The sequence below is a fragment of the Piscinibacter sp. PDB1-1 genome (genome assembly GCF_056675995.1).
The window spans coordinates 202,226-223,956 of record NZ_JBWVZJ010000001.1 but is presented as its reverse complement, the minus strand read 5'-3'; the positions used below and the strand labels follow the sequence as shown (position 1 = coordinate 223,956).

Annotated in this window: 20 protein-coding genes and 1 tRNA gene; 17 read left to right on the top strand and 4 right to left on the bottom strand. The window is 62.9% G+C overall.

Features of this window, described 5'->3' with window-relative positions; translation table 11 throughout:
* Positions 1-6 precede the first annotated feature (6 nt).
* Positions 7-528 carry a phosphoribosyltransferase gene (locus AC1KAR_RS00995; RefSeq protein WP_480313835.1) on the top strand — a complete coding sequence of 174 codons (522 nt, stop codon included), beginning with the start codon at positions 7-9 and terminating at the stop codon, positions 526-528.
* Between the two features lie 189 nt (positions 529-717).
* On the opposite strand, the gene AC1KAR_RS00990 is transcribed toward AC1KAR_RS00995, so the two are convergent.
* Positions 718-802, bottom strand: a tRNA-Leu gene (locus tag AC1KAR_RS00990).
* A 25-nt stretch (positions 803-827) separates the two neighbouring features.
* Between AC1KAR_RS00990 and rnr the strand changes: the two genes are divergently transcribed.
* Positions 828-3,098, top strand: a complete 2,271-nt coding sequence (gene rnr / locus AC1KAR_RS00985) for a ribonuclease R (RefSeq protein WP_480317703.1) — start codon at positions 828-830, stop codon at positions 3,096-3,098.
* On the opposite strand, the gene AC1KAR_RS00980 is transcribed toward rnr, so the two are convergent.
* From AC1KAR_RS00980 to AC1KAR_RS00970, 3 genes are read right to left on the bottom strand one after another with little or no spacing between them, the layout of a single operon-like run.
* Positions 3,081-4,580 carry an NAD(P)H-hydrate dehydratase gene (locus AC1KAR_RS00980; RefSeq protein ID WP_480313833.1) on the bottom strand — a complete coding sequence of 500 codons (1,500 nt, stop codon included), beginning with the start codon at positions 4,578-4,580 and terminating at the stop codon, positions 3,081-3,083. The two genes, rnr and AC1KAR_RS00980, sit on opposite strands and share 18 nt — an antisense overlap.
* Positions 4,581-4,636: 56 nt before the next feature.
* Entirely contained in the window at positions 4,637-5,977 is a 1,341-nt protein-coding gene (locus tag AC1KAR_RS00975) for an FAD-dependent oxidoreductase (protein ID WP_480313831.1), read from the bottom strand.
* Complete coding sequence (locus AC1KAR_RS00970; RefSeq protein ID WP_480313829.1) at positions 5,977-7,329, bottom strand: amidase; 1,353 nt, start codon at positions 7,327-7,329, stop codon at positions 5,977-5,979. Before AC1KAR_RS00970 ends, AC1KAR_RS00975 begins: the two co-directional genes overlap by 1 nt.
* A gap of 168 nt (positions 7,330-7,497) precedes the next feature.
* On the opposite strand from AC1KAR_RS00970, the gene rpsB reads away from it, so the two are divergent.
* From rpsB to rnhB, 15 genes are all read left to right on the top strand, one after another.
* Positions 7,498-8,244: a 30S ribosomal protein S2 gene (gene rpsB, locus AC1KAR_RS00965; protein WP_480313827.1), complete on the top strand. Its 747-nt coding sequence runs from the start codon at positions 7,498-7,500 to the stop codon at positions 8,242-8,244.
* A 119-nt stretch (positions 8,245-8,363) separates the two neighbouring features.
* Complete coding sequence (tsf, locus tag AC1KAR_RS00960) at positions 8,364-9,260, top strand: translation elongation factor Ts (RefSeq protein WP_480313825.1); 897 nt, start codon at positions 8,364-8,366, stop codon at positions 9,258-9,260.
* A gap of 98 nt (positions 9,261-9,358) precedes the next feature.
* On the top strand, positions 9,359-10,069 hold the full coding sequence (pyrH, locus tag AC1KAR_RS00955) for a UMP kinase (protein WP_480313823.1): 711 nt from the start codon (positions 9,359-9,361) through the stop codon (positions 10,067-10,069).
* Between the two features lie 18 nt (positions 10,070-10,087).
* Positions 10,088-10,648, top strand: a complete 561-nt coding sequence (gene frr / locus AC1KAR_RS00950; RefSeq protein ID WP_480313821.1) for a ribosome recycling factor — start codon at positions 10,088-10,090, stop codon at positions 10,646-10,648.
* Positions 10,648-11,421, top strand: a complete 774-nt coding sequence (gene uppS / locus AC1KAR_RS00945; RefSeq protein ID WP_480313819.1) for a polyprenyl diphosphate synthase — start codon at positions 10,648-10,650, stop codon at positions 11,419-11,421. Before frr ends, uppS begins: the two co-directional genes overlap by 1 nt.
* Before the next feature lie 4 nt (positions 11,422-11,425).
* On the top strand, positions 11,426-12,280 hold the full coding sequence (locus tag AC1KAR_RS00940; protein ID WP_480313817.1) for a phosphatidate cytidylyltransferase: 855 nt from the start codon (positions 11,426-11,428) through the stop codon (positions 12,278-12,280).
* 8 nt (positions 12,281-12,288) lie between these two features.
* Positions 12,289-13,485 (top strand): 1-deoxy-D-xylulose-5-phosphate reductoisomerase, encoded by a 1,197-nt coding sequence (gene ispC, locus AC1KAR_RS00935; RefSeq protein ID WP_480313815.1) that lies wholly within the window; start codon positions 12,289-12,291, stop codon positions 13,483-13,485.
* 5 nt (positions 13,486-13,490) lie between these two features.
* On the top strand, positions 13,491-14,864 hold the full coding sequence (gene rseP / locus AC1KAR_RS00930; protein WP_480313813.1) for an RIP metalloprotease RseP: 1,374 nt from the start codon (positions 13,491-13,493) through the stop codon (positions 14,862-14,864).
* Between the two features lie 7 nt (positions 14,865-14,871).
* On the top strand, positions 14,872-17,190 hold the full coding sequence (gene bamA / locus AC1KAR_RS00925) for an outer membrane protein assembly factor BamA (protein ID WP_480313811.1): 2,319 nt from the start codon (positions 14,872-14,874) through the stop codon (positions 17,188-17,190).
* 44 nt (positions 17,191-17,234) lie between these two features.
* The gene (locus AC1KAR_RS00920; protein WP_480317701.1) at positions 17,235-17,705 is read left to right on the top strand and encodes an OmpH/Skp family outer membrane protein; all 471 of its coding nucleotides are present in this window, start codon (positions 17,235-17,237) and stop codon (positions 17,703-17,705) included.
* Positions 17,706-17,708: 3 nt separating this feature from the next.
* Positions 17,709-18,743: a UDP-3-O-(3-hydroxymyristoyl)glucosamine N-acyltransferase gene (lpxD, locus tag AC1KAR_RS00915; RefSeq protein ID WP_480313809.1), complete on the top strand. Its 1,035-nt coding sequence runs from the start codon at positions 17,709-17,711 to the stop codon at positions 18,741-18,743.
* Positions 18,740-19,180 carry a 3-hydroxyacyl-ACP dehydratase FabZ gene (fabZ, locus tag AC1KAR_RS00910; protein ID WP_480313807.1) on the top strand — a complete coding sequence of 147 codons (441 nt, stop codon included), beginning with the start codon at positions 18,740-18,742 and terminating at the stop codon, positions 19,178-19,180. Before lpxD ends, fabZ begins: the two co-directional genes overlap by 4 nt.
* 15 nt (positions 19,181-19,195) lie before the next feature.
* Complete coding sequence (gene lpxA / locus AC1KAR_RS00905) at positions 19,196-19,978, top strand: acyl-ACP--UDP-N-acetylglucosamine O-acyltransferase (RefSeq protein WP_480313805.1); 783 nt, start codon at positions 19,196-19,198, stop codon at positions 19,976-19,978.
* Positions 19,979-19,987: 9 nt separating this feature from the next.
* The gene (gene lpxB / locus AC1KAR_RS00900) at positions 19,988-21,136 is read left to right on the top strand and encodes a lipid-A-disaccharide synthase (RefSeq protein ID WP_480313804.1); all 1,149 of its coding nucleotides are present in this window, start codon (positions 19,988-19,990) and stop codon (positions 21,134-21,136) included.
* Entirely contained in the window at positions 21,108-21,731 is a 624-nt protein-coding gene (gene rnhB, locus AC1KAR_RS00895) for a ribonuclease HII (protein WP_480313803.1), read from the top strand. The genes lpxB and rnhB overlap by 29 nt, the downstream gene beginning before the upstream one ends.

Below are 21,731 nucleotides of genomic sequence, written 5' to 3'. Positions count from 1 at the left end.
TCACTCATGCTGACCGATGACGGCAAGCACCTCTACGTTTCCTGGGACGAGTACCACCTGCTGATCGAACGCCTTGCGCTCAAGGTGCACGCATCCGGCTGGGAGTTCGATCAGATCCTTTGCCTTGCGCGGGGCGGCATGCGCCCTGGCGATGTGCTGTCGCGCGTGTTCGACAAGCCGCTGGGCATCATGTCGACCAGTTCGTATCGTGCAGAAAGCGGGACGATCCAGGGTCGGCTGGACATGGCCAAGTACATCACCTTGCCCAAGGGTGAGCTTGCGGGGCGCGTGTTGCTCGTCGATGACCTCGCGGACTCGGGCGTCACTTTGCGCGCTGTGGTCGAGCGGCTGCGGAGCATGCCGGCGATTGCAGAGTTGCGCTCGGCGGTGATCTGGACCAAGGGTGTGTCGAGCTACACACCCGACTACTACGTCGAGCTGCTTCCCACGAGCCCGTGGATTCATCAGCCGTTCGAAGAGTACGACGAGTTGCGCCCCGACGGCCTCGCAAAGAAGTTTGCGATTTGACGGGAAACGCTCGAATAATGCGACCGTGTCGGCACCATTCGCATTGAGTTCGTTGAGCGCAGCAGGCTCCCAAGTCACGAGCTGCAACTGCAGACGGCAGTCGAGCAATCGGCCGCATCAAGCGTGGCCAAACAAAAAGGCCTGCATTTGCATGCAGGCCTCGTTGGCTACTAACTTTTCTTTTTATCTTGGTGCCCAGGAGAGGACTCGAACCTCCACGGAGTTACCCGCTAGTACCTGAAACTAGTGCGTCTACCAATTCCGCCACCTGGGCATTTCAGGAAGTCTTGGATCATATCATCAAACAAAACAACTTTTCAAATGCTTCTTCAATCGGCGCTGAGCTGATGAGTGAAGTCGAGGGCACGGTGCAGGGTCATCGTGACGGGCATGGCTTCATCGTGCGCGATGACCGGCAGCCCGATCTCTACCTGTCGCCGCAGGAAATGCGTGCGGTCCTGCACCGCGATCGTGTCAAGGCGCGCGTCATTCGCTATGACCGCAAGGGGCGACCCGAAGGCCGCGTGCTCGAGATCCTCGAGCGCAAGAAGGCGCCGATCATCGGGCGCCTGTTGCACGAGAGTGGTGTCTGGCTCGTCGCGCCCGAAGACAAGCGATACGGGCAAGACATCATGGTGCCCAAGAATGCGATCGCCAACGCGACTGTTGGCCAGGTGGTCGCGATCGAGTTGACCGAGCCGCCCTCGCTCTACTCGCAACCGATGGGTCGCGTGACCGAGGTACTGGGCGAAATCGACGACCCGGGCATGGAGATCGAGATCGCGGTGCGCAAGTACGAAGTGCCGCACCGCTTCTCGCCGGAGACCCTGGCGCAGGCAGCGGGCTTGCCCGATCGCATCAGGCCGGTGGACCGCCGTGATCGCATCGACCTGACCGATGTGCCTCTCGTCACCATCGATGGCGAAGATGCACGCGACTTCGATGACGCCGTCTATTGCGAGCCCGCCAAGCTGGGCCGTGGCAAGAGCGCATTCGAAGGGTGGCGTTTGGTGGTGGCGATCGCCGACGTGAGCCACTACGTGAAGCCGGGCGAGCCGATTGATGAAGACGCGTACGAGCGCGCCACGTCGGTGTACTTTCCGCGCCGGGTCATCCCGATGCTGCCGGAGAAACTCTCAAACGGGCTTTGTTCTCTGAACCCCAACGAAGACCGCTTGTCGATGGTGTGCGACATGCTGATCACGGAATCTGGCGAGATCCATGCGTACCAGTTCTTTCCTGCAGTGATTTGTTCGCACGCGCGGTTCACCTACAACGAGGTGGCGGCGATCTTGTCGAACACGCGTGGCCCCGAGGCCGCGCGACGCAAGGACCTCGTTCCGCACCTCCTGAACTTGCACGACGTGTACCGCGCATTGCTGAAGGAACGAGCCAAACGCGGGGCGGTTGATTTCGAATCGACCGAGACGCAGATCATCTGCGACGACAACGGGCGTATCGAGAAGATCGTGCCGCGCACGCGAACCGAAGCGCACCGATTGATCGAAGAGGCCATGCTGGCGGCCAATGTGTGTTCGGCCGACTTCATCGCGCAATCCAAGCACTCGTCGCTCTACCGTGTACATGAGGGGCCCACACCCGAGAAGAGGGCAGTCCTGCAGAGCTATCTGAAGCAGCTCGGGCTGGGCTTGAGCATCGGCGACGATCCGACGCCCGGTGAGTTCCAGGCCATCGCGTTGGCCACCAAGGATCGTGTCGATTCGCAGCAGATTCACACCATGCTGCTTCGCTCGATGCAGCAGGCGATCTACACCGGCACCAACAGCGGCCATTTCGGCTTGGCCTACGAGGCCTACACGCACTTCACCAGCCCGATTCGGCGTTACCCTGATCTGCTCGTGCACCGTGTGATCAAGGCACTGTTGCTCGGCAAACGCTACAACCTGCAGACGGGTGCAGTCGAGGCGCCATCCAAGGCCCGAAAGGGCAAAGGGGGCGTGACAGAGCAGGAAGAATGGGAAGTTGTCGGAGTGCACTGCAGCACCAACGAACGGCGCGCCGACGAGGCTTCACGCGATGTCGAGGCCTGGCTCAAGTGCCGCTACATGCGCGAACACCTCGGCGAAGAGTTCGGCGGCACCGTCAGCGCTGTGACGAGCTTTGGCTTGTTCGTCACGCTCGACAGCCTTTATGTAGAAGGCCTGATCCACGTCACTGAACTGGGCGGCGAATACTTCCGGTTCGACGAGGCTCGTCAGGAACTTCGCGGCGAGCGTTCTGGCATCCGCTATGTCGTGGGCTCGCGCGTGCGGGTGCAGGTCAGCCGAGTGGACCTGGATGGTCGAAAGATCGACTTCCGCATGGTGCACGAAGGCGAAGAGAGCGCCGTGATTTCGCGCAGCAGGCGCGACAAGGGGGGCAGCAGAGAAAAGTCAGGGTCTGCGGTGGCAGAGCTCGCCTCCGTGAAAGAGGCAGATCGGGCCGTCAAGGCGGCGACGAAGGCGCGCAAAGGCGCATCATCTGCAGGGAAGAAGACGTCTGCTCACCCTGTTCGCGCGGCCAAGACGTCGGCACGCAAGACCGCTGGCAAGTCACAGCGGCGCAGTTGAGCGCCTGGCCTGAGGCAGGGCCGCCATTGCTTCGATGAGGTCAGCCGCCCGCATCAACGGGCGGTCGCTCTGGTTGGCCGCGTATCCGTGCAGCCAAGTGGCCTGCCTGGTGGCCTGAAGTGCGTCGCACTTTGATACCGACCACAAGCCGCCGATCCATCCGGCCAGTACGTCGCCTGTGCCGGCGGTGGCAAGCGCGGCGCTGCCTGTGGCGTTGATGCTCGGCGCTGTATGGGGCGTTGCGATCACTGAGCCCGAGCCCTTGAGAACGACGACGCACTCGAAGTGTTCGGCGAGTCGCGTCGCCGCAAGGATCCGATCGGCTTGAATATCGGCTGTCGTGGTTGAGAGCAGCCGCGCCGCTTCAAGTGGGTGAGGTGTCATGACCGTTTGCAGTCCCCTCGCGTGCCGTGCCATCAGTTGCTGCTGCAAGGCACCGTCGTACGCCACGGCGTTGAGTGCGTCGGCGTCCAACACCAATTGACCGGCAAGAGCCAGCAAGCGCGGGAGTGCGGCGCGTACTGCGTCTCCGCCACCGCAGCCGCACACCACGGTCGAGTTCTTGAGTGCCTGCGCATCTGATTGCCACCAGTCGTCGCGAAACATGAGTTCGGGTCGGCCGGGGTCGATGCCCGATGCCGTCCGGTCAAGCAGATCGACAAAGACGCGGCCAGCGCCTGCGGCGTGCGCGGCGCGTGCCGCGAGCCAGGCGGCACCGGTCATGCCTTGGGCTCCACCTACAACGGCCACATCGCCAAAGCTGCCTTTGTGCTGTGCATGGCGACGATTCGAGGATTGCGGGGGGCTGGCATACAGGCTGGCAGTTGACGGCGCCGTCGTCTTCGTGCCGAGGTCGTCGAGCCACACCTGGCCAGCATGATCCCGCCCTGTGCCGGTGAACAGACCCGGCTTCAGCGTGAGGAGCGCGAGTGTGTGCGACGCCTGCACGCAGATATCGCCGTACGGCTGACCGGTATCGGGAGCCAGCCCTGAAGGGAGGTCGACGGCGAGGATGGGGCACGCTTGCGCGTTGATCGTTCGGATGCAGGCAGCCAGCGCGCCAGAGGGTGCTCTGGCACTGCCGAGGCCAAGCAGGGCATCGATCACAAGGTCGGGCGTTGTGGTGGGGCGGGGTTGGGGCGTGATGGCAATGCCTGCTGCCTGCGCCCGGGCGTGGGCATCCAGAGCGTCATCAGGCAGTCTTGCTGGATCGGCAAGCAAGGTCAGCTCGACATTGATTCCTAGCGTGTGGAGATGGCACGCAGCCTCCAGGCCATCGCCGCCGTTATTGCCAGGGCCGCAAGCAATCCACGCCGTTCGTGCGTGGGGCGCAAGCGCACGTGCCAGGCGCGCGACGGAGAGGCCGGCGCGCCGCATCAGTTCATGAGGAGCGGATGCGGCGAGCGCTTGTTGTTCGACGCGCCGAGTGCTGGCGGCATCGTGCAAGTCCCAGTCGCCACCATCGAGCGTGATGCGTTTCATGGGTGTTGACGAGGGTGTGGCGGTTGCCTGTCCCGGCCTGCTGCTGACGCTGGCACTCAGTGTCGAAATCGCTCCACACCCAAGCCCTCGGTGTCGATGGCGGCCGAGCGCTGGGAGATCACATCGGCGATCACACGCGCCGATCCGCAAGCCAGTGCCCAACCGCTCGAACCATGGCCCAGGTTAAGCCACACGCCGGGCAGGCCGCTTGCTCCAAGGACGGGCGGCCCGTCGGGGAGCATGGGCCGAGCGCCTTTCCAGACCTGGGCCTGGCTCATGTGCGCAGCACCGGGGTACCAGTCGTTGAGCACCTTATAGAGCGTTTCGAGCGCTGCACGGTTGTGCTGTTGCGGGTTGCCACCCAACTCGGCGCTGCCGGCCACTCTCAGCCTCGATCCGAGGCGGCTGATGGCGACCTTGTATCGCTCGTCCATCACGGCTGAGTGTGGGCCCAGGTCTGGGTGGGCATCCAGCCGGCGCAGAGGCGCTGTGACGGAATACCCGTACACCGGTGCCAGCGGCAGCTTCACGCCGTGTGTCGCCAGGAGATCGGGCGCGCCGAGGGCCGCGCAAACCACGATGGCATCGAAGCTCTGTGTTTCGGGTTCCGGACCGTGTGCCTCGCTCGGCGTACTGTCAGCGCGTGCGGCATCGGCATTGACCCAGGTCGACTCCTCCATCGGTGCGTACATCGATGTGACGGTGGCTGGCTTGCCGGGCTGGATCGATTGAACGGTCGTATGGAAACGGAAGCTTGCGCCCAAGCGCTCGGCTTCATCGCGCATGAGCAGGGCGACCTGGCGGCAGTTGCCGACCTCGTCGCTCGCGAGGTGGATGCCGGCATCCAACTCCGCGTCGGCATTCAGGCCGGGCTCGATGCGACGGCATTGAGCAGCATCGACCAGTTGATGTCGCACGCCCATTTCCTTCAGCATCGACAGCCCATGCTGGGCGGTTGCGGTGTCCTGGGCTGTGCGCAGCAGCACCAGGTAGCCCTCCGCGCGCTCGTAGTCGAGCTGCAGCAGGTGGGTGAGGGCGTTAAGGCGGGTCTTGCTGTACGCCGCCAGGCGCTGCAGCCGCGTGCGGTTCAACTTGTGGGTGTGTTTGCCGCAAGCGCGCCACCAGAGCCACATCCAGCGCAGCGTTCCAGGGCTGAGTTGTGCGTTCAAGCGCACCGGTGCGTGGCGGGCGAACAGGTGTCGAGCCACGTGCCAAGGCATTCCTGGTGCGGCCCATGGCGTCACGTAGCCAGGCGCCACGATGCCGGCGTTGGCAAAGCTCGTCTCGGCAGCGACGCTGCCTCGTCGCTCGAACACGGTCACTTCATGGCCATCGGCCGCGAGCTCATAGGCTGATGTCACGCCGACGATGCCGGCGCCGATCACAGCGACGCGCATCAGTGGATCCTCTCGATGGCTAACAGATGCTCGATGGCGAGTGATACATCGAGCACGGTGTCGTCTTGCATGGCATAGCTCCAGATCATCAGACCGACTGGCATCTGATCGGGTGAATGGCAGGGGAGTGACAGCGCGCACCCATCCAGCATGTTGACGATCGAAGGGTTGCGAAGAAGAAGCGCGTTCGTGGCGAAGAAGGCTTCGTCGCTCGCCAGGCTGGCGATGGTGGGTGCCACTATCGGTACCGTGGGGCTCAGGAGGGCGTCGAATCGTTGGAGCCTCAACCGCATGCGATCGATCCAGCGTTCCCGAGCCGCGCACAGATCTATGTAGTCAGCCGCGCTCATGGATTCGCCGCGGTGTATGCGAGCGGCGACACGCGGGTCGTAATCGGATGGGCGTTCGCGGAGCAGGTGGCGATGCCACGCCCAACTTTCAGCAGCGGAGAATCCGCCGGTAGCGTTCATGGCGGCCAGATCGTCGAGTTCGTTCAAGGAGATCTCTTCGAGGCGCGCGCCACTTTGGCGCAGTGCCGCGAGGGTTTGGTTGAAAGCGGCTGCCACGGTTGCATCAATGCCCGCAAGCAGCTCGGTCGGCACGCCCAGCCGCAGCGTCGAGATCGGGTGAGCGGTGAGATTCACGCGTCGATCAGCGAGCACTTCATGCAGGAGCACCGCATCTCGCACTGAATGCGTGATGGCGCAGGCTGTGTCCAAAGTGGTGGACAGTGGTATGGCTCCCGCGGTGGGCGTGAGGCGAGCCGTGTTCTTGAATCCGACCAGGCCTTGCAGCGCCGCGGGAATGCGAATGGACCCACCGGTATCGGACCCCAATGCCGCCCAGGCCGCGCCTGTCGCGACAGATACGGCCCCGCCGGAAGTGGATCCGCCCGGTATCCGCGGAGTCTGTCCGACGAATGCCGGTGCCGGGTTGGCGGGCGTGCCGAAGTGCGGGTTGATTCCCACGCCCGAGAACGCAAATTCCGTCATGTTGGTGTGCCCGGTCAGCGCCGCGCCGGCGGCTCGCAAGCGGGCCACGGCCGGGCAGTCCGATTCCGACGGTGCGCTCCCCTGCAGGACTTGCGACGCCGCGGTTACCGGTTGGCCGTGCACCGCGAAGAGGTCCTTCACGCTCACGGCAAGGCCGGCCAGTCGCCCAAGGGGTGCTCCGGCATCGAGCATGGTGTCGGCGGTGCCTGCCGCCGCACGGGCCTGTGCGTCGAATCGACGCAGGTAGGTGTGCGTGTTTTCGGGGGATTCCGCGCGCTCGGTGCAGATTGAAAGCGCGTCAGCGGCACGAAGGCGCCGTTCGAGAATGGCGTTGCGGGCGGAAACCAGGTCTTTCAGCATGGAGTGGGGTGAAGGCCTGCTATACTCCGCGGGTTTACCTCAGTGCTCCTCATGTCGAGCGAGCAAAGGTCAACAAATCGCGAATCCGGCTGTTGAAAGGTGTTGCGTTCTCCTTCCCGGAGGGCCGCAATTCAGGCCGGATTCTAGAACCAACCTTTGGAGTTATTCATGTCAGTCACCATGCGTGAGATGCTGGAAGCCGGCGTCCATTTCGGCCACCAAACCCGCTTCTGGAACCCGAAGATGGCCCCGTACATCTACGGCCATCGCAACAAGATTCACATCATCAACCTCGAGAAGACGCAGCCGCTCTTCACGGACGCGATGAAGTTCATTCGCCAGCTGTCCGCCAAACGCGGCACCGTCCTGATGATCGGCACCAAGCGTCAAGCGCGCGAAGTGATCGCCCAGGAAGCCAAGCGCGCCGGCATGCCCTTCGTCGACCAGCGCTGGCTGGGCGGCATGCTGACGAACTTCAAGACCGTCAAGGGTTCCCTGAAGAAGCTGAAGGACATGCAGGCCCAGATCGAGGCCGGCACCGAGATCCGTATCAAAAAGGAAGCGCTGCTGTTCCAACGCGAACTGGCAAAGCTTGAGAAGGACATTGGCGGCATTCAAGACATGAATGCCTTGCCCGACGCGCTCTTCGTCATCGACGTTGGCTACCACAAGATTGCCGTTGCCGAAGCCAAGAAGCTTGGCATCCCGGTGATCGGCGTCGTGGACTCCAACCACTCGCCCGATGGCATCGACTACGTGATCCCTGGCAATGACGACTCCTCCAAGGCTGTCGCCCTGTACGCCCGTGCCGTGGCTGACGCCGTTCTCGAAGGCAAGGCCAACGCCAACAATGAGGTGGTGCAGGCAGTGTCGAGCGAGGGTGACGAGTTCGTGGAAGTCAGCGAGAACGCCTGAGCGAACGCCCCTGCTTCACCGAAACGGTGAGCATCAAAAGGGGCTGCTTCAGCCCCTTTTTTTCAACGTGATTCTGGCGAGCAGCATGCGCTGTTCGCTTCGTCGATAGGAGATTTGAGATGGCTGCAATTACCGCAAGCATGGTCGCCGAACTGCGCGCCAAGACCGATGCGCCGATGATGGAATGCAAGAAGGCCCTGACCGAAGCCGAAGGTGACTTCGACAAGGCTGAAGAACTTCTGCGCGTCAAGCTGGGCAGCAAGGCTGGCAAGGCCGCGTCACGCGTCACTGCAGAAGGCGTCGTGGCGGCGGCTGTTGAAGGCAACACTGGTGCCATCCTCGAAGTCAACTGCGAAACCGACTTCGTCACCAAGAACGACTCCTTCCTGGCCCTGGCCAAGGCCGCGGCAGAGTTGATCGCAAAGCACAACCCGGCCGACATTGCGGCACTGGGTGGCCTGCCGTACGCGCAGGACGGCTTCGGCCCGACGCTCGAGGACGTACGCAAGGGTCTGATCGGCAAGATCGGCGAGAACATGTCGTTCCGCCGCTTCAAGCGCTATGCCGGCGGTGGCAAGTTGGCAAGCTACCTGCACGGCACCCGTATCGGCGTCATCGTGGAGTTCGAGGGCGAAGACGTCCCCGCCAAGGACGTGGCCATGCACGTGGCTGCCATGAAGCCGGTCTCGCTGTCTTCCGCCGACGTGCCGGCTACGCTCATCGAGAAGGAGCGTTCGGTCGCTGCTCTCAAGGCAGCCGAATCCGGCAAGCCGGCCGACATCGTGGCCAAGATGGTCGAAGGGTCCGTCGCGAAGTACCTGAAGGAGGTCAGCCTCCTGAATCAGGTGTTCGTGAAGGCGGCAGACGGCAAGCAAACCGTCGAGCAGTACCTGAAGGGAGCCAAGACCGACGTGATGGGTTTCACCCTCTACGTCGTGGGCGAAGGCATTGAGAAGAAGGTCGATGACTTCGCGGCCGAAGTGGCTGCTCAGGTCGCGGCAGCGAAGGGCGCCTGAGAGAGGCGATCAGCCAGACTGAAAGGGGGGCGCGAACCCCCCGTCTTCGCGGATAGACTGCACCGCACCCTAGACAGCCACCTCTGGAGGTAATCCGCATGCCAGCGTACAAGCGCATCCTGCTCAAGCTCTCGGGTGAGGCCCTCATGGGCGAGGATGCCTACGGCATCAACCGCGCCACCATCGTTCGAATGGTGCGCGAGATTCAAGAGATCACCCAACTGGGCTGCGAGGTTGCTGTCGTCATTGGCGGTGGCAACATCTTCCGCGGCGTGGCGGGTGGGTCGGTCGGTATGGATCGCGCCACGGCTGACTACATGGGCATGCTGGCGACGGTGATGAACTCGCTGGCCTTGGCCGACACGATGCGCCAGGAAGGCATGACTGCTCGCGTGATGTCCGCAATCGGCATCGAGCAAGTCGTGGAGCCTTACGTGCGGCCCAAGGCCTTGCAGTACCTCGAAGAGGGCAAGGTGGTTGTGTTCGCGGCCGGTACTGGCAACCCGTTCTTCACGACAGACACGGCGGCCGCACTCCGCGGCGCAGAGATCGGGGCGGAGATTGTCCTCAAGGCAACCAAGGTCGATGGCGTCTACACGGCCGATCCCCAGAAGGACCCGACCGCCACACGCTATTCGCGAGTGAGCTTCGACGAGGCCATCACACGAAACCTCCAGGTGCTCGATGCCACCGCGTTCGCGCTGTGCCGCGACCAGAAGCTGCCGATCAAGGTGTTCAGCATCTTCAAGGCGGGTGCGCTCAAGCGCGTGGTGATGGGTGAGGACGAGGGCACGCTCGTCCACGTTTGATCTCAGGAGAGTATCGACATGAGCATTGCAGACATTCGCACTACGGCCGAGCAAAAAATGGCCAAGTCAATCGAATCGTTCAAGAGCGAGTTGCAGAAGATTCGCACCGGCCGTGCGCATCCGGGCATCCTGGATCAGGTGCAGGTCGACTACTACGGTTCGATGGTTCCCATCAGCCAGGTGGCCAACGTGTCCCTGCTCGACGCGCGCACGATCAGCGTGCAGCCGTGGGAGAAGGGCATGGGCCAGAAGATCGAGAAGGCGATTCGTGAGTCGGATCTCGGCCTGAACCCTTCCACGCAGGGCGATCTGCTCCGCGTGCCGATGCCCGCGTTGACCGAAGAGCGTCGCCGTGAGCTGACCAAGGTGGTGCGTGGGGCAGGCGAAGACGCCAAGATCGCCGTGCGCAACCTGCGTCGAGACGCGAACGAACAGGCCAAGAAGCTGCTGAAGGACAAGGAAATCACCGAAGACGAAGAGCGGCGCTCGCTCGACGAAGTGCAGAAGCTCACTGACCGCGTGATCGCAGAGATCGATCGGCTGACCTCCGGCAAAGAAGCGGAGATCATGGCCGTCTGATGCGGCCGTCGTCTCTTGAATCTGTCTTGGCGACAAAGCCCTTGAGCACCGAACGACGCGTTCCACGGCACGTCGCCATCGTGATGGATGGCAACGGTCGCTGGGCGAAGAAGCGCTTCATGCCGCGCTTCGTGGGGCACAAGTACGGCGTTGACGCGTTGGTCGGGATCGTCAAGGCCTGCGCTGATCGAGGCATCGAATACGTCACGGTCTTCGCCTTTTCGTCCGAGAACTGGAAGCGGCCCGCGGAAGAGGTCTCTGGCTTGATGGGCCTGGCGATCTCGACGGTTTCGAAGCACCTGACGCGCATGATCGGCGAGGGTGTGCGAATCCGAATCATCGGGGATCGCTCCCACGTGGCCGAATCAGTCCGCGCCGCGCTCGAGCATGCAGAGGAGTCGACTCGCCACAACACGCGCATCAACCTCTCGGTGGCATTCAACTACGGTGGACGGTGGGATGTGCTGCAGGCTTGCCGCAAGGCACTCGCCGATGGCTTGGACCCAGCATCTCTCGATGAGGGTGCGCTGTCGCACTACATGGCGATGAATTTCGCGCCCGACCCGGATCTCTTCATTCGCACGGGTGGCGAGGTTCGCATCAGCAACTTCATGCTGTGGCAGGTTGCCTACTCGGAACTGGTGTTCAGCGATTGTCTTTGGCCTGACTTCGGTGAAGCCGAGCTCGACGCCGCCTTGTCCGACTATGCCCGGCGCGACCGGCGTTTCGGTCTGGTCTCCGCGGCAGATGCTGCGTCCACGACGAGGGCCTGACCCCATGCTCATGCAGCGCGTCATCACAGCGGTCATCCTGCTGTTGGTTCTGTTGCCGACCCTGTTTGCGCCGTCTGCTTGGCCATTCGCCCTGCTGATGTTGGTCATGGCAGGCGCGGCGTCCTGGGAGTGGGGGCGCTTGAATGGCGCATCGCCTTTGGTTTCCGTGCTGCTTGGTGGGGTGGCGGCCGTCGCCTGCGCGTCAGCCATGTGGGCGGGCTGGGTGAGCACGGCTCCGAACGTCACCTGGTGGATTGCCTGCGCGGTCTGGGTGCTCGGGGGCGTCTTCGCGCTGAAGCTTGGCGTTGCGTCCTGGCCCGGGATCCCGCGCGTTGCCCGATGGTTGCTGGGTGTCACGGCCATCTGGATGGCCTGGCTTGCCTTGTCCAGCGCCAAGGTCGCGGGGATCAACTTCCTGCTGTCGATCTTTTGTCTCGTGTGGGTGGCCGACATCGCCGCTTACTTTGGCGGCAAGGCCTTTGGCCGGCGCAAGCTGGCGCCGGCGATCAGCCCAGGCAAGAGTTGGGAAGGGGTTTGGAGCGGCATGCTGGGCGTTCAAGTGCTCGCGTTCTGCTGGATTGGGGCTGACACCTACTGGAACCTGCCTGCGCGCGAGTCAGCGAGCGTTTTCACCACTTTGCTCGCTGCTCTCGGCGCGCCCAGCCTGGTCCTGGCCTTGGTCTTCCTGAGCGCGATGAGCGTGGTGGGCGACCTCGTTGAATCCCTCGTCAAGCGAAGCGCCGGCGCCAAGGACAGCAGCAACCTGCTTCCGGGGCACGGTGGAGTGCTCGATCGTGTGGATGCGCTGCTGCCGGTGTTTCCGATCGCCATGGCGCTCAGCTCGCTCGGTACGCACTGATCGCACACATGTCACTCGCCTCTGGTGCACTTCAGCGTGTCTGCGTTCTCGGCTCGACCGGGAGCATTGGCGTCAACACGCTCGACGTGCTTTCGCGTCATCCGAATCGATTCGAAGTCTTCGCGCTCACCGCGCACAGCCGTGTCGACGAATTGCTTTCGCAATGCCAAACGTGGAAGCCTCGCTATGCAGTGATGACCCATCCGGGCACTGCGAGCACCCTTCGTGACGGCCTGCGCGCTGCGGGCCTGCGCACCGAAGTGCTCGACGGTGCCACTGCGCTGACTGAGCTTGCCGCTCACGCGGATGTGGACGTTGTGATGGCTGCCATCGTGGGCGCGGCTGGCCTGGAGCCGTGTATTGCTGCGGCGCGCGCAGGCAAGCGCCTGCTGCTTGCCAACAAGGAGGCCATCGTCGTGGGTGGCGCGCTCTTCATGCGGGCCGTGAAGGAGGGTGGTGCCACGCTGCTCCCGATCGACAGCGAACATTCGGCCATCTTCCAATGCCTGCCTGAGGACCGATCTTCGTGGGCGAGTCGCATCAATCACATCGTGCTCACCGCATCGGGCGGGCCGTTCAGGCAGCGTGACGTATCGACGCTGCATGCCGTCACGCCAGATGAAGCATGCGCGCATCCCAACTGGGTGATGGGCCGCAAGATATCCGTCGATTCGGCGACGATGATGAACAAGGCGCTGGAGGTGATCGAAGCGCGCTGGCTCTTCGATCTCAGGCCCGAGCAGATCCGCGTCGTGATCCATCCGCAGAGCATCATTCATTCGATGGTGGTCTGCCGTGACAACTCGGTGCTCGCGCAGCTTGGCACGCCGGACATGCGGGTTCCCATCGCCTACGGTTTGTCGTTCCCGGAGCGCATCGAGTCCGGCGCTTCGGTGCTCGACTTCACTCGGATTGCGGGGCTTCATTTCGAGCCCGCCGATATCGGTCGGTACCCCGGTCTGCAACTGGCCTGGGATACCTTGCGTGGGCCTGAAGGATCGACAGCCGTTCTGAACGCCGCAAACGAGGTGGCCGTTGCTGCCTTCCTGGCGGGAACCATTCGCTTCGATCAGATTCACAGCGTCAATGCCCGCACTCTGGACGCTCTCTCTCCTTCTGCCAACGCGTGCAGCTCTGTCGACGGCCTGCTGGCTCTCGACGCCGAATCGCGGCGCATTGCCGAAGGTTTGCTGACCCAAGTCTGATCGGCATGATCACCGTACTGGCATTCCTGCTCACGCTTGGCGTGCTCATCGTCATTCATGAGTACGGGCACTACCGCGTGGCAGTTGCATGTGGCGTCAAGGTGCTGCGTTTTTCTGTTGGCTTCGGCAAGGTGATCTGGCGCCGCCAGCCCCGGCCGGGTGGTACGGAGTTCGTTCTCTCGGCGTTGCCCCTAGGCGGCTATGTGCGGATGCTGGACGAGCGTGAGGGACCTGTGCCTCCCCATGAGCTGCACCTCGCGTTCAACCGAAAGCCGCTGTGGCAGCGCGCAGCCGTGGTCGCCGCCGGGCCAGTTGCCAACCTTCTGCTGGCCGTGTTGCTGTATGCCGGACAGCACTGGATCGGCGTAGATGAACCCAAGGCGCGCTTCGGGGCGCCCGAGGCTCAGAGCCTCGCAGAGCGCGCTGGCCTTCGGTCGGGCGACTGGGTGAGGGCTTTCTCCTATGACGGAGCCCAGTGGGAAGACGTCCGTTCGATGACGGACCTGCGCTGGGAGGTCACACAAGCCGTTCTGCGCGGCCAACGCCTCCACCTTTTGCTGAGCGACGGTGAAGGGCATGGGCAGCGGGTTGCCGTGCTCGATCTGGACAGTCTCGATGCGAAGGATCTGGATGCCGCGACGATGCGCCGCATCGGCCTTGGTGCGCCCTATACGGGCGACGCCGCAGAAATCAGCCGAGTGAAGCCTGGCGGGCCCGCAGCGCTGGCAGGCCTGCGTGAAGGTGACGTGGTCCTGAGCGTCGACGGCGAGCCCATTCGCAGCACGGCGCAACTCCTGGCCACGATCCGCGCGAGCGCCGACCGCGTATCGTCGGCTCCTCTGCATTGGCGCGTTCAACGTGGTGACGAAGCAGTTGAACTCGATGTGCACCCCATGGTCATCCTGGATGGCGACAAGCGCATTGGCCGTATCGAGGCAGGCCTCGGGCGCCCGCCGGAGATGGTTGTGGTGCGCTACGGCGCCTGGGATGGTTTCGCCCAGGCGGTGACCCGTACCTGGGATGCCTCGGCACTGACGCTGCGAATGCTCGGCCGAATGCTGATTGGCGAAGCCTCTCTAAAGAACCTGAGTGGGCCCTTGACGATTGCCGATTACGCCGGTCAATCGGTGCGGCTCGGCCTTGCGTACTACCTGGGCTTTCTTGCCATCGTCAGCGTGAGTCTGGGTGTGCTGAACCTGCTCCCCTTGCCCATCCTCGATGGGGGGCACCTGATGTATTATCTTTTTGAAGCGGTGACTGGGCGGCCTCTCTCGGATGTGTGGCTTGAGCGGCTGCAGCGCGGTGGGGTGGCCATCATGCTCATGATGATGTCACTCGCGCTATACAACGATGTGGCCCGCCTACTGGGCCTGCACTGATTACCGCATGCGCAATCCCCCTCTCTTGTTCTCTCCCCGTTTGCCCTTTTTGCGCCCGACCGTTCTCGCGGTTGCGCTCGCCGGTGCGTTGCAGGTTGGCTCTGCATGGGCGGTTGCTCCTTTCGTCTTGAAGGACATCCGGGTCGAAGGGCTCCAGCGGTCCGATGCCGGTACGGTTTTCGCATCTTTGCCATTTCGGATCGGCGACACCTACACCGACGAGAAGGGGGCGGCCGCACTGCGTGCCTTGTTCGCCACCGGCCTCTTCAAGGATGTGCGCGTCGAAGTCGATGGCGATGTGGTCGTCGTGATCGTCGACGAGCGCTCCGTCATTGCCAACATCGATTTCGTCGGCCTGAAGGAGTTCGAGAAAGACGTCCTCATCAAGTCCTTGAAAGACTTCGGGATCGGCGAAGGCTTGCCCTTCGACAAGGCTCTTGCCGATCGCGCGGAACAGGAGTTGAAGCGCCAGTACCTCACGCGCAGCCTGTACGGCGCCGAGGTGGTGACGACGGTAACGCCGCAAGAGCGCAACCGCGTGAATGTCACGTTCACCGTCACCGAAGGCGGCGTATCCCGGATCAACGAGATACGCATCCTGGGCAACAAGGCCTTTTCGGAAGGCACGCTCAAAGGCCTGTTCGACCTCAACGACGGTAGCTGGTTGAACTGGTACACCAAGGGTGACCGCTATTCGCGCTCCAAGCTGACGGCCGATCTGGAGACGATGCGTGCGTACTACTTGAATCGCGGGTATCTGGAATTCAATGTTGAATCAACCCAGGTGGCGATCTCGCCCGACAAACAGAACATCACGCTCACGATCACCGTCAACGAGGGGCAGCCCTATACCGTGACGGGCGTCCGGCTCGAAGGCGAATACTTCGGCAAGGCGGACGAGTTCAAGTCCCTGGTGAAGATCGAGCCGGGTGAGCCGTACCGCGCCGAGACGGTGGCCGAAACCATCAAGGCCTTTACCGACCGGTTCGGCGCATACGGCTACGCATTTGCTCGCGTCGAACCCCGGCCAGAAATTGACCGCACTACAGGGCAGGTTGTCGTGGTGCTGGTGGCAGAGCCCCAGCGGCGTGTGTATGTCCGTCGCATCAACATCGCCGGCAATAGTCGGACGCGTGATGAGGTGATCCGAAGAGAGTTCCGCCAGTTCGAATCGTCCTGGTACGACGCACGGCGCATCAAGTTGTCGCGCGATCGCGTCGACAGGCTCGGCTATTTCAGCGAGGTGAGTGTCGAGACGAATGAGGTTCCTGGCACCTCGGACCAGGTTGACCTGACACTGACCGTGGTCGAGAAGCCCACTGGCAACATTTCGCTCGGTGCCGGTTTCTCGAGTGCGGACAAGCTTGCCCTGTCCGCTTCGATGAAGCAGGACAACGTCTTCGGCACCGGCAACTATCTCGGTATCGACATCAACACGAGCAAATCTGCGCGCACCCTTGTCATCAGCGCCGTTGACCCGTACTTCACGATCGACGGCATCTCGCGAGCATTTGACCTGTACTACCGGACGCAAAAGCCGATCAACAGCCAGGGCGAAGAGTACGAGTTCGTGACGAAGGGGGCCTCGACCCGCTTTGGTGTGCCGTTCAGCGAGTACGACACCGTGTACTTCGGCATCGGCTACGAGCGTACCGAGATCCGTGGCTCGGTTGGCTTGCCGAACAACTACTGGACCCAGGTCGCCAAGTTCGGTGAGGTGACCGACTCGGTGCCGATCACTGTCGGTTGGACGCGCGATGGCCGGGACAGCGCGCTGGTACCGACCTCAGGGCGCTTCCAGCGCATCAACGCCGAATGGGGTGCCGCCGGCGACACGCGGTACCTGCGGACGAACTTTCAGCTCCAGCAGTTCATCCCCATCACCAAGAAATACACCTACGCGTTCAATGCCGAACTCGGCTATGGAGTCGGCTTGGACGGGAAGCCGTATCCCGTCTTCAAGAACTTCTACGGCGGCGGCCTCGGAACCGTTCGCGGGTTTGACCAGGGCACCTTGGGTCCGGTGGACGCGCTGGGCGGGTATACGGGCGGCAACAAGCGGCTGAACATCAACAACGAGCTTTACCTGCCGATCCCTGGCGCAGGCAACGATCGCACCTTGCGCTTCTTTGCCTATCTCGACGCCGGTAACGTTTGGGGAGAGACGGAAAAGGCCATGGACGACCCATTGCGCGTCTCGGTCGGTCTTGGCCTCAGCTGGATTTCCCCGGTGGGCCCTCTGAAGCTCAGCTACGGCAAGCCGATCCGTTACGTCCCAACAGATAGAATTCAAAAGTTGCAATTCCAGATCGGGACCGCTTTCTAATGAACAGCTCAATCATCAGATTCTTGGTGACTGCCACCTGTTTGATGGTGGCGGCCTGGGGCGCGCAAGCGCAGGAGATGAAGATCGGCTACGTCAACAGCGATCGGGTCTTGCGTGACGCATTGCCCGCTCGTGCGGCGTACACCAAGATCGAAGCCGAGTTCGGCAAGCGCGAGAAGGATCTCAGCGAAATGTCGGCCCGTTTGAAGTCTGCTGCCGACAAGCTCGACAAGGAAAGCGCAACCCTGGCTGAATCCGAACGCGTTCGGCGCCAGCGTGAGCTGGTTGACCAGGACCGCGAGATCCAGCGCAAGCGCCGCGAGTACCAGGAAGACCTGAACCAACGCCGCAACGAAGAGATGGCAGCTCTGGTGGATCGCGCCAACAAGATCATCCGGCAGATTGCCGACCAGGATAAGTACGACCTGATCGTGCAGGAAGCTGTGTTCGCCAGTTCGCGTATCGACATCACCGACAAGGTGGTGAAGGCGCTCAACGCCCAAAGCGGCAAGTGATCGGTGGCTGAGGCCACGCTCGGCGAGATCGCCGCGCATCTCGGCGGTGAACTGATCGGCGACGCAGGGCTGTGTGTCCAGCGCATCAGCCCGCTGGACAGCGCGACGCCCTCCAGCATTTCGTTCCTCTCGAATCAACGCTTCTTGAATCAGCTGACTGCAACAGCGGCAGGCTGCGTGATTGTGTCGCCGGCATTTCGAGACGCGGCCGTTGCACGAGGAGCAGCCCTCGTCGTTCCGGACGCCTATGTCGCATTTGCCAGGCTGACTCAGTGGTGGGCGGCACGTGAGCGCCCGGTGCCGGTGCCGGGGCGGCATGCCTCCGCGGTGATCGACCCGACGGCGTCGCTGGCAGAGGGCGTGAGCATCGGCCCCTTCGTGGTGATCGAAGCGGGTGCCTCTGTCGGTGAAGGCGCCGTGATTGGCGCTCACGGTTTCATCGGGCGCGGCTCAAGCGTGGGCTGTGCTACCCGATTCGCGCCGCGCGTTACGCTCGAGCATGGCTGCCACGTTGGCGACCGCGGCCTCGTACACAGCGGCGTGGTCATCGGCGCGGACGGCTTCGGCTTTGCGGCCAGCCCGCAAGGGGCGGTAAAGATCGAGCAGTTGGGTGGCGTGCGCATCGGCCACGACGTCGAGATTGGCGCCAACACCTGCATCGACAGAGGCGCGCTCGACGACACCGTGCTCGATGACGGAGTGAAGATCGACAACCTGGTCCAGATTGGCCACAACGTGCGGATCGGCAAGCACTCAGCGGTGGCGGGCTGCGCTGGCGTGGCGGGCAGCACCGTGATCGGCTCGCGCTGCATCGTGGGTGGGGCGGCCATGGTCATGGGTCATCTCACGCTTGTGGATGGTGTGATCATCTCGGCGGGCAGCGCGGTCACACGTTCGATCTTGAAGCCGGGAACGTATACCGGCTTCTTCCCCATCGACGACAATGCGGCCTGGGAAAAGAACGCGGCAACGCTGCGTGGACTTCACGCCTTGCGCGAGCGCTTGAAGGCCTTGGAAAAGAAGATTGGCTCACCATGATCGACATTCACCAGATCCTCAAAATCATTCCGCACCGGTACCCCATCCTGCTGGTGGATCGGGTGGTTTCTCTCGAGAAGAACAAGCACATCCTGGCGTACAAGAACGTCAGCATCAACGAGCCATTCTTTGCGGGCCACTTTCCGCACCGACCAGTCATGCCGGGTGTGTTGATGCTCGAGGCACTGGCACAGGCCGCGGCCATTCTTGCGATCGAGACGCTGGAAATTCGCCTCGACGATCAGACCGTCTTTTACTTCGCCGGTATCGATGGCGTTCGTTTCAAGCGCCCGGTCGAACCCGGCGATCAGCTCATGCTCGACGTCACTCTGGAGCGCATGAAGGCGGGCGTGTGCAAGTTCAAGGCACGGGCACTCGTTGGCGAAGAGCTGGCGGTCGAAGCCGAGCTTACTTGCACCATGCGCCGGATCGCCTGATCGAAGGGCTGAGGCATGGCCAACATCCACCCCACAGCCATCGTCGACGCGAATGCTCAACTCGCCGAGTCGGTCAGCGTCGGTCCGTACTCGATCATCGGCCCGCATGTGGTGGTGGGCGAGGGCACGACTATCGGCGCCCATTGCGTGATCGAGGGTCGGACCCGCATCGGCCGCGACAACCGCATCTTCCAGTTCAACTCGATTGGCGCCGTGCCACAGGACATGAGCTACGCCGGCGAGCCGACGTCGCTGGAGATCGGTGACCGCAACACCATCCGCGAGTTCTGCACCATCAACCTGGGTACGCTCAAGGAAGATGGCATCACGCGTGTGGGCAGTGACAACTGGATCATGGCCTACGTGCATGTGGCGCACGACGTTCGCCTGGGGAGCCATACGGTGCTGGCCAACAACGTGACGCTTGCTGGCCACGTGCACGTGGGCGACTGGGCCGTGATCGGTGGGCTGTCGGGGGTGCACCAGTTCGTTCATGTGGGCACCCACGCGATGATCGGCTTCCAGGGGCACGTCGCACAAGACGTGGCTCCATTCATGACCGTGGATGGTTCCCCGCTCGCCGTGCGCGCCGTCAACCTCACCGGCCTGAAGCGACGCGGTTTCAGCGACGAGCGCCAGCGCCTAATCCGGCAGATGCACAAGCTGATGTTTCGCAGCGGTGCGACCCTTGAGCAGGCCAAGTTGGACATCGAGGCGTTGCGCGGGCAGGGCGGTGACGAGGACATCCAGACGATGCTGGGCTTCCTCGCAGCCTCGACCCGCGGCCTGGTGCGCTGAACGGCGTTCATGACTGAGGCGAAAGCGCCACGACTCGGGTTGGTGGCTGGTGAGGCATCTGGCGACCTGTTGGCGGGTCTTCTGCTCGGTGGCCTGCGCGCGCGTTGGCCTGGGATGCAGTCCTTCGGCATTGGCGGGCCACGCATGGCCGAGCACGGCTTCAATGCCTGGTGGCCGCACGAGAAGCTTGCAGTTCGCGGCTATGTCGAGGTGTTGCGTCACTACCGTGAGTTGGTCGGCATCCGTCAGTCGCTCGGAGATCGCTTGCTGAGCGAGCGGCCAGATGCATTCATCGGGGTCGATGCTCCCGATTTCAATCTGGGGCTCGAGACACGGCTGAAGGCTGAAGGCGTCAAGACGATTCACTTCGTGAGCCCCTCGATCTGGGCCTGGCGCGCCAAGCGGATCGAGAAAATCCGTGCCGCTGCCGATCACGTGTTGTGCATCTTCCCGTTCGAGCCGGCCATATACGAGGCGCAAGGCATTCCGGCCAGCTACGTGGGGCATCCGCTCGCGGATGCCATCCCGATGGACGTTCCGCGCGACGCGGCTCGCCACAAGCTCGGCTTGCCCGAGGACGCGCACGTGGTGGCGCTGCTGCCTGGCAGCCGCCGCTCAGAAATCGAGTACGTGGCGCCAAGCATCCTGGCCGCGGCTGCAACCATGAAGCGTGAGAGACCCGAGCTGCATTTCGTTCTGCCGATCGTCCCGGGATTGCGCAGCCTCGTTGAGCCGCTGGTTTCCACACACGCCCCGTCTGCGGGGATCGCGTTGCTCGACGGACAATCGCACGAGGCCCTGGCGGCCTGCGATGTCACCCTGATCGCCAGCGGCACGGCTACGCTGGAAGCGGCGCTCTTCAAGCGGCCCATGGTCATCACGTACACGATGAACTGGATCAGCTGGCAGATGATGAAGCGCATGGGTTACCAACCCTGGGTCGGTTTGCCGAACATCCTGCTGGGTGAGTTCGCCGTGCCCGAGTTGCTCCAGGGCGACGCGACGGCGCCGAAACTCGCGCGCGCGGCCTTCGAGTGGTTGGACAATCCGCAGGCCGCCGCAGCCCTTGGCGAGCGATTCGTCACGCTGCACGAGCAACTTCGCCGCAACACCGCCCAGGCCGCCACCGATGTCATCGAGAAGGTTCTCAATGCCTGAACAGCTCGGCCTGAGGTTTGAGGTCCAGGGCCTAATCGCCGGGGTGGATGAGGCCGGGCGCGGCCCCTTGGCCGGTCCTGTGGTCGCGGCCGCGGTGATCCTCGATGATCTGCAGCCCATACGGGGGTTGAACGATTCCAAGAAGCTCTCCGAAGCCAAACGCGAGCATCTCTACGACGAAATCCGGGCCAAGGCCTTGTGCTTTGCAGTGGCCGAGGCATCGGTGGAAGAGATCGACACACTGAACATCCTCCAGGCGACCATGCTGGCCATGCGGCGCGCGGTGGAGGGTTTGCGTCTCAAGCCTGCCAAGGTGCTTGTCGATGGCAATCGCTTGCCGGTGCTCAAGGTGTCGGCCGAAGCCATCGTGCAGGGTGATGCCAAGATCAAGTCGATCTCTGCGGCGTCGATCCTGGCCAAGGTTCACCGCGATCGCCTTTGCATGGTGCTGCACGCGCACCACCCGCAATACGGGTTCGATGGTCACAAGGGCTACCCCACGCCTGAGCACCTGGCGGCCCTGCGCGCGCACGGCGCCTGCGCGTACCACCGTCGCTCGTTCGCGCCCGTGCGCGAGGTACTTGGCAGCCTCTGA

Excerpts from the sequence above, each read along its gene's own strand:
- AC1KAR_RS00995 (WP_480313835.1), top strand. The coding sequence starts at position 7 with ATGCTGACCGATGACGGCAAGCACCTCTACGTTTCCTGGGACGAGTAC.
- AC1KAR_RS00980 (WP_480313833.1), bottom strand. The coding sequence starts at position 4,580 with ATGAAACGCATCACGCTCGATGGTGGCGACTGGGACTTGCACGATGCC.
- AC1KAR_RS00975 (WP_480313831.1), bottom strand. The coding sequence starts at position 5,977 with ATGCGCGTCGCTGTGATCGGCGCCGGCATCGTCGGCGTGACATCAGCC.
- AC1KAR_RS00970 (WP_480313829.1), bottom strand. The coding sequence starts at position 7,329 with ATGCTGAAAGACCTGGTTTCCGCCCGCAACGCCATTCTCGAACGGCGC.
- rpsB (WP_480313827.1), top strand. The coding sequence starts at position 7,498 with ATGTCAGTCACCATGCGTGAGATGCTGGAAGCCGGCGTCCATTTCGGC.
- tsf (WP_480313825.1), top strand. The coding sequence starts at position 8,364 with ATGGCTGCAATTACCGCAAGCATGGTCGCCGAACTGCGCGCCAAGACC.
- pyrH (WP_480313823.1), top strand. The coding sequence starts at position 9,359 with ATGCCAGCGTACAAGCGCATCCTGCTCAAGCTCTCGGGTGAGGCCCTC.
- frr (WP_480313821.1), top strand. The coding sequence starts at position 10,088 with ATGAGCATTGCAGACATTCGCACTACGGCCGAGCAAAAAATGGCCAAG.
- uppS (WP_480313819.1), top strand. The coding sequence starts at position 10,648 with ATGCGGCCGTCGTCTCTTGAATCTGTCTTGGCGACAAAGCCCTTGAGC.
- AC1KAR_RS00940 (WP_480313817.1), top strand. The coding sequence starts at position 11,426 with ATGCTCATGCAGCGCGTCATCACAGCGGTCATCCTGCTGTTGGTTCTG.
- ispC (WP_480313815.1), top strand. The coding sequence starts at position 12,289 with ATGTCACTCGCCTCTGGTGCACTTCAGCGTGTCTGCGTTCTCGGCTCG.
- rseP (WP_480313813.1), top strand. The coding sequence starts at position 13,491 with ATGATCACCGTACTGGCATTCCTGCTCACGCTTGGCGTGCTCATCGTC.
- bamA (WP_480313811.1), top strand. The coding sequence starts at position 14,872 with ATGCGCAATCCCCCTCTCTTGTTCTCTCCCCGTTTGCCCTTTTTGCGC.
- AC1KAR_RS00920 (WP_480317701.1), top strand. The coding sequence starts at position 17,235 with ATGGTGGCGGCCTGGGGCGCGCAAGCGCAGGAGATGAAGATCGGCTAC.
- fabZ (WP_480313807.1), top strand. The coding sequence starts at position 18,740 with ATGATCGACATTCACCAGATCCTCAAAATCATTCCGCACCGGTACCCC.
- lpxA (WP_480313805.1), top strand. The coding sequence starts at position 19,196 with ATGGCCAACATCCACCCCACAGCCATCGTCGACGCGAATGCTCAACTC.
- lpxB (WP_480313804.1), top strand. The coding sequence starts at position 19,988 with ATGACTGAGGCGAAAGCGCCACGACTCGGGTTGGTGGCTGGTGAGGCA.
- rnhB (WP_480313803.1), top strand. The coding sequence starts at position 21,108 with ATGTCATCGAGAAGGTTCTCAATGCCTGAACAGCTCGGCCTGAGGTTT.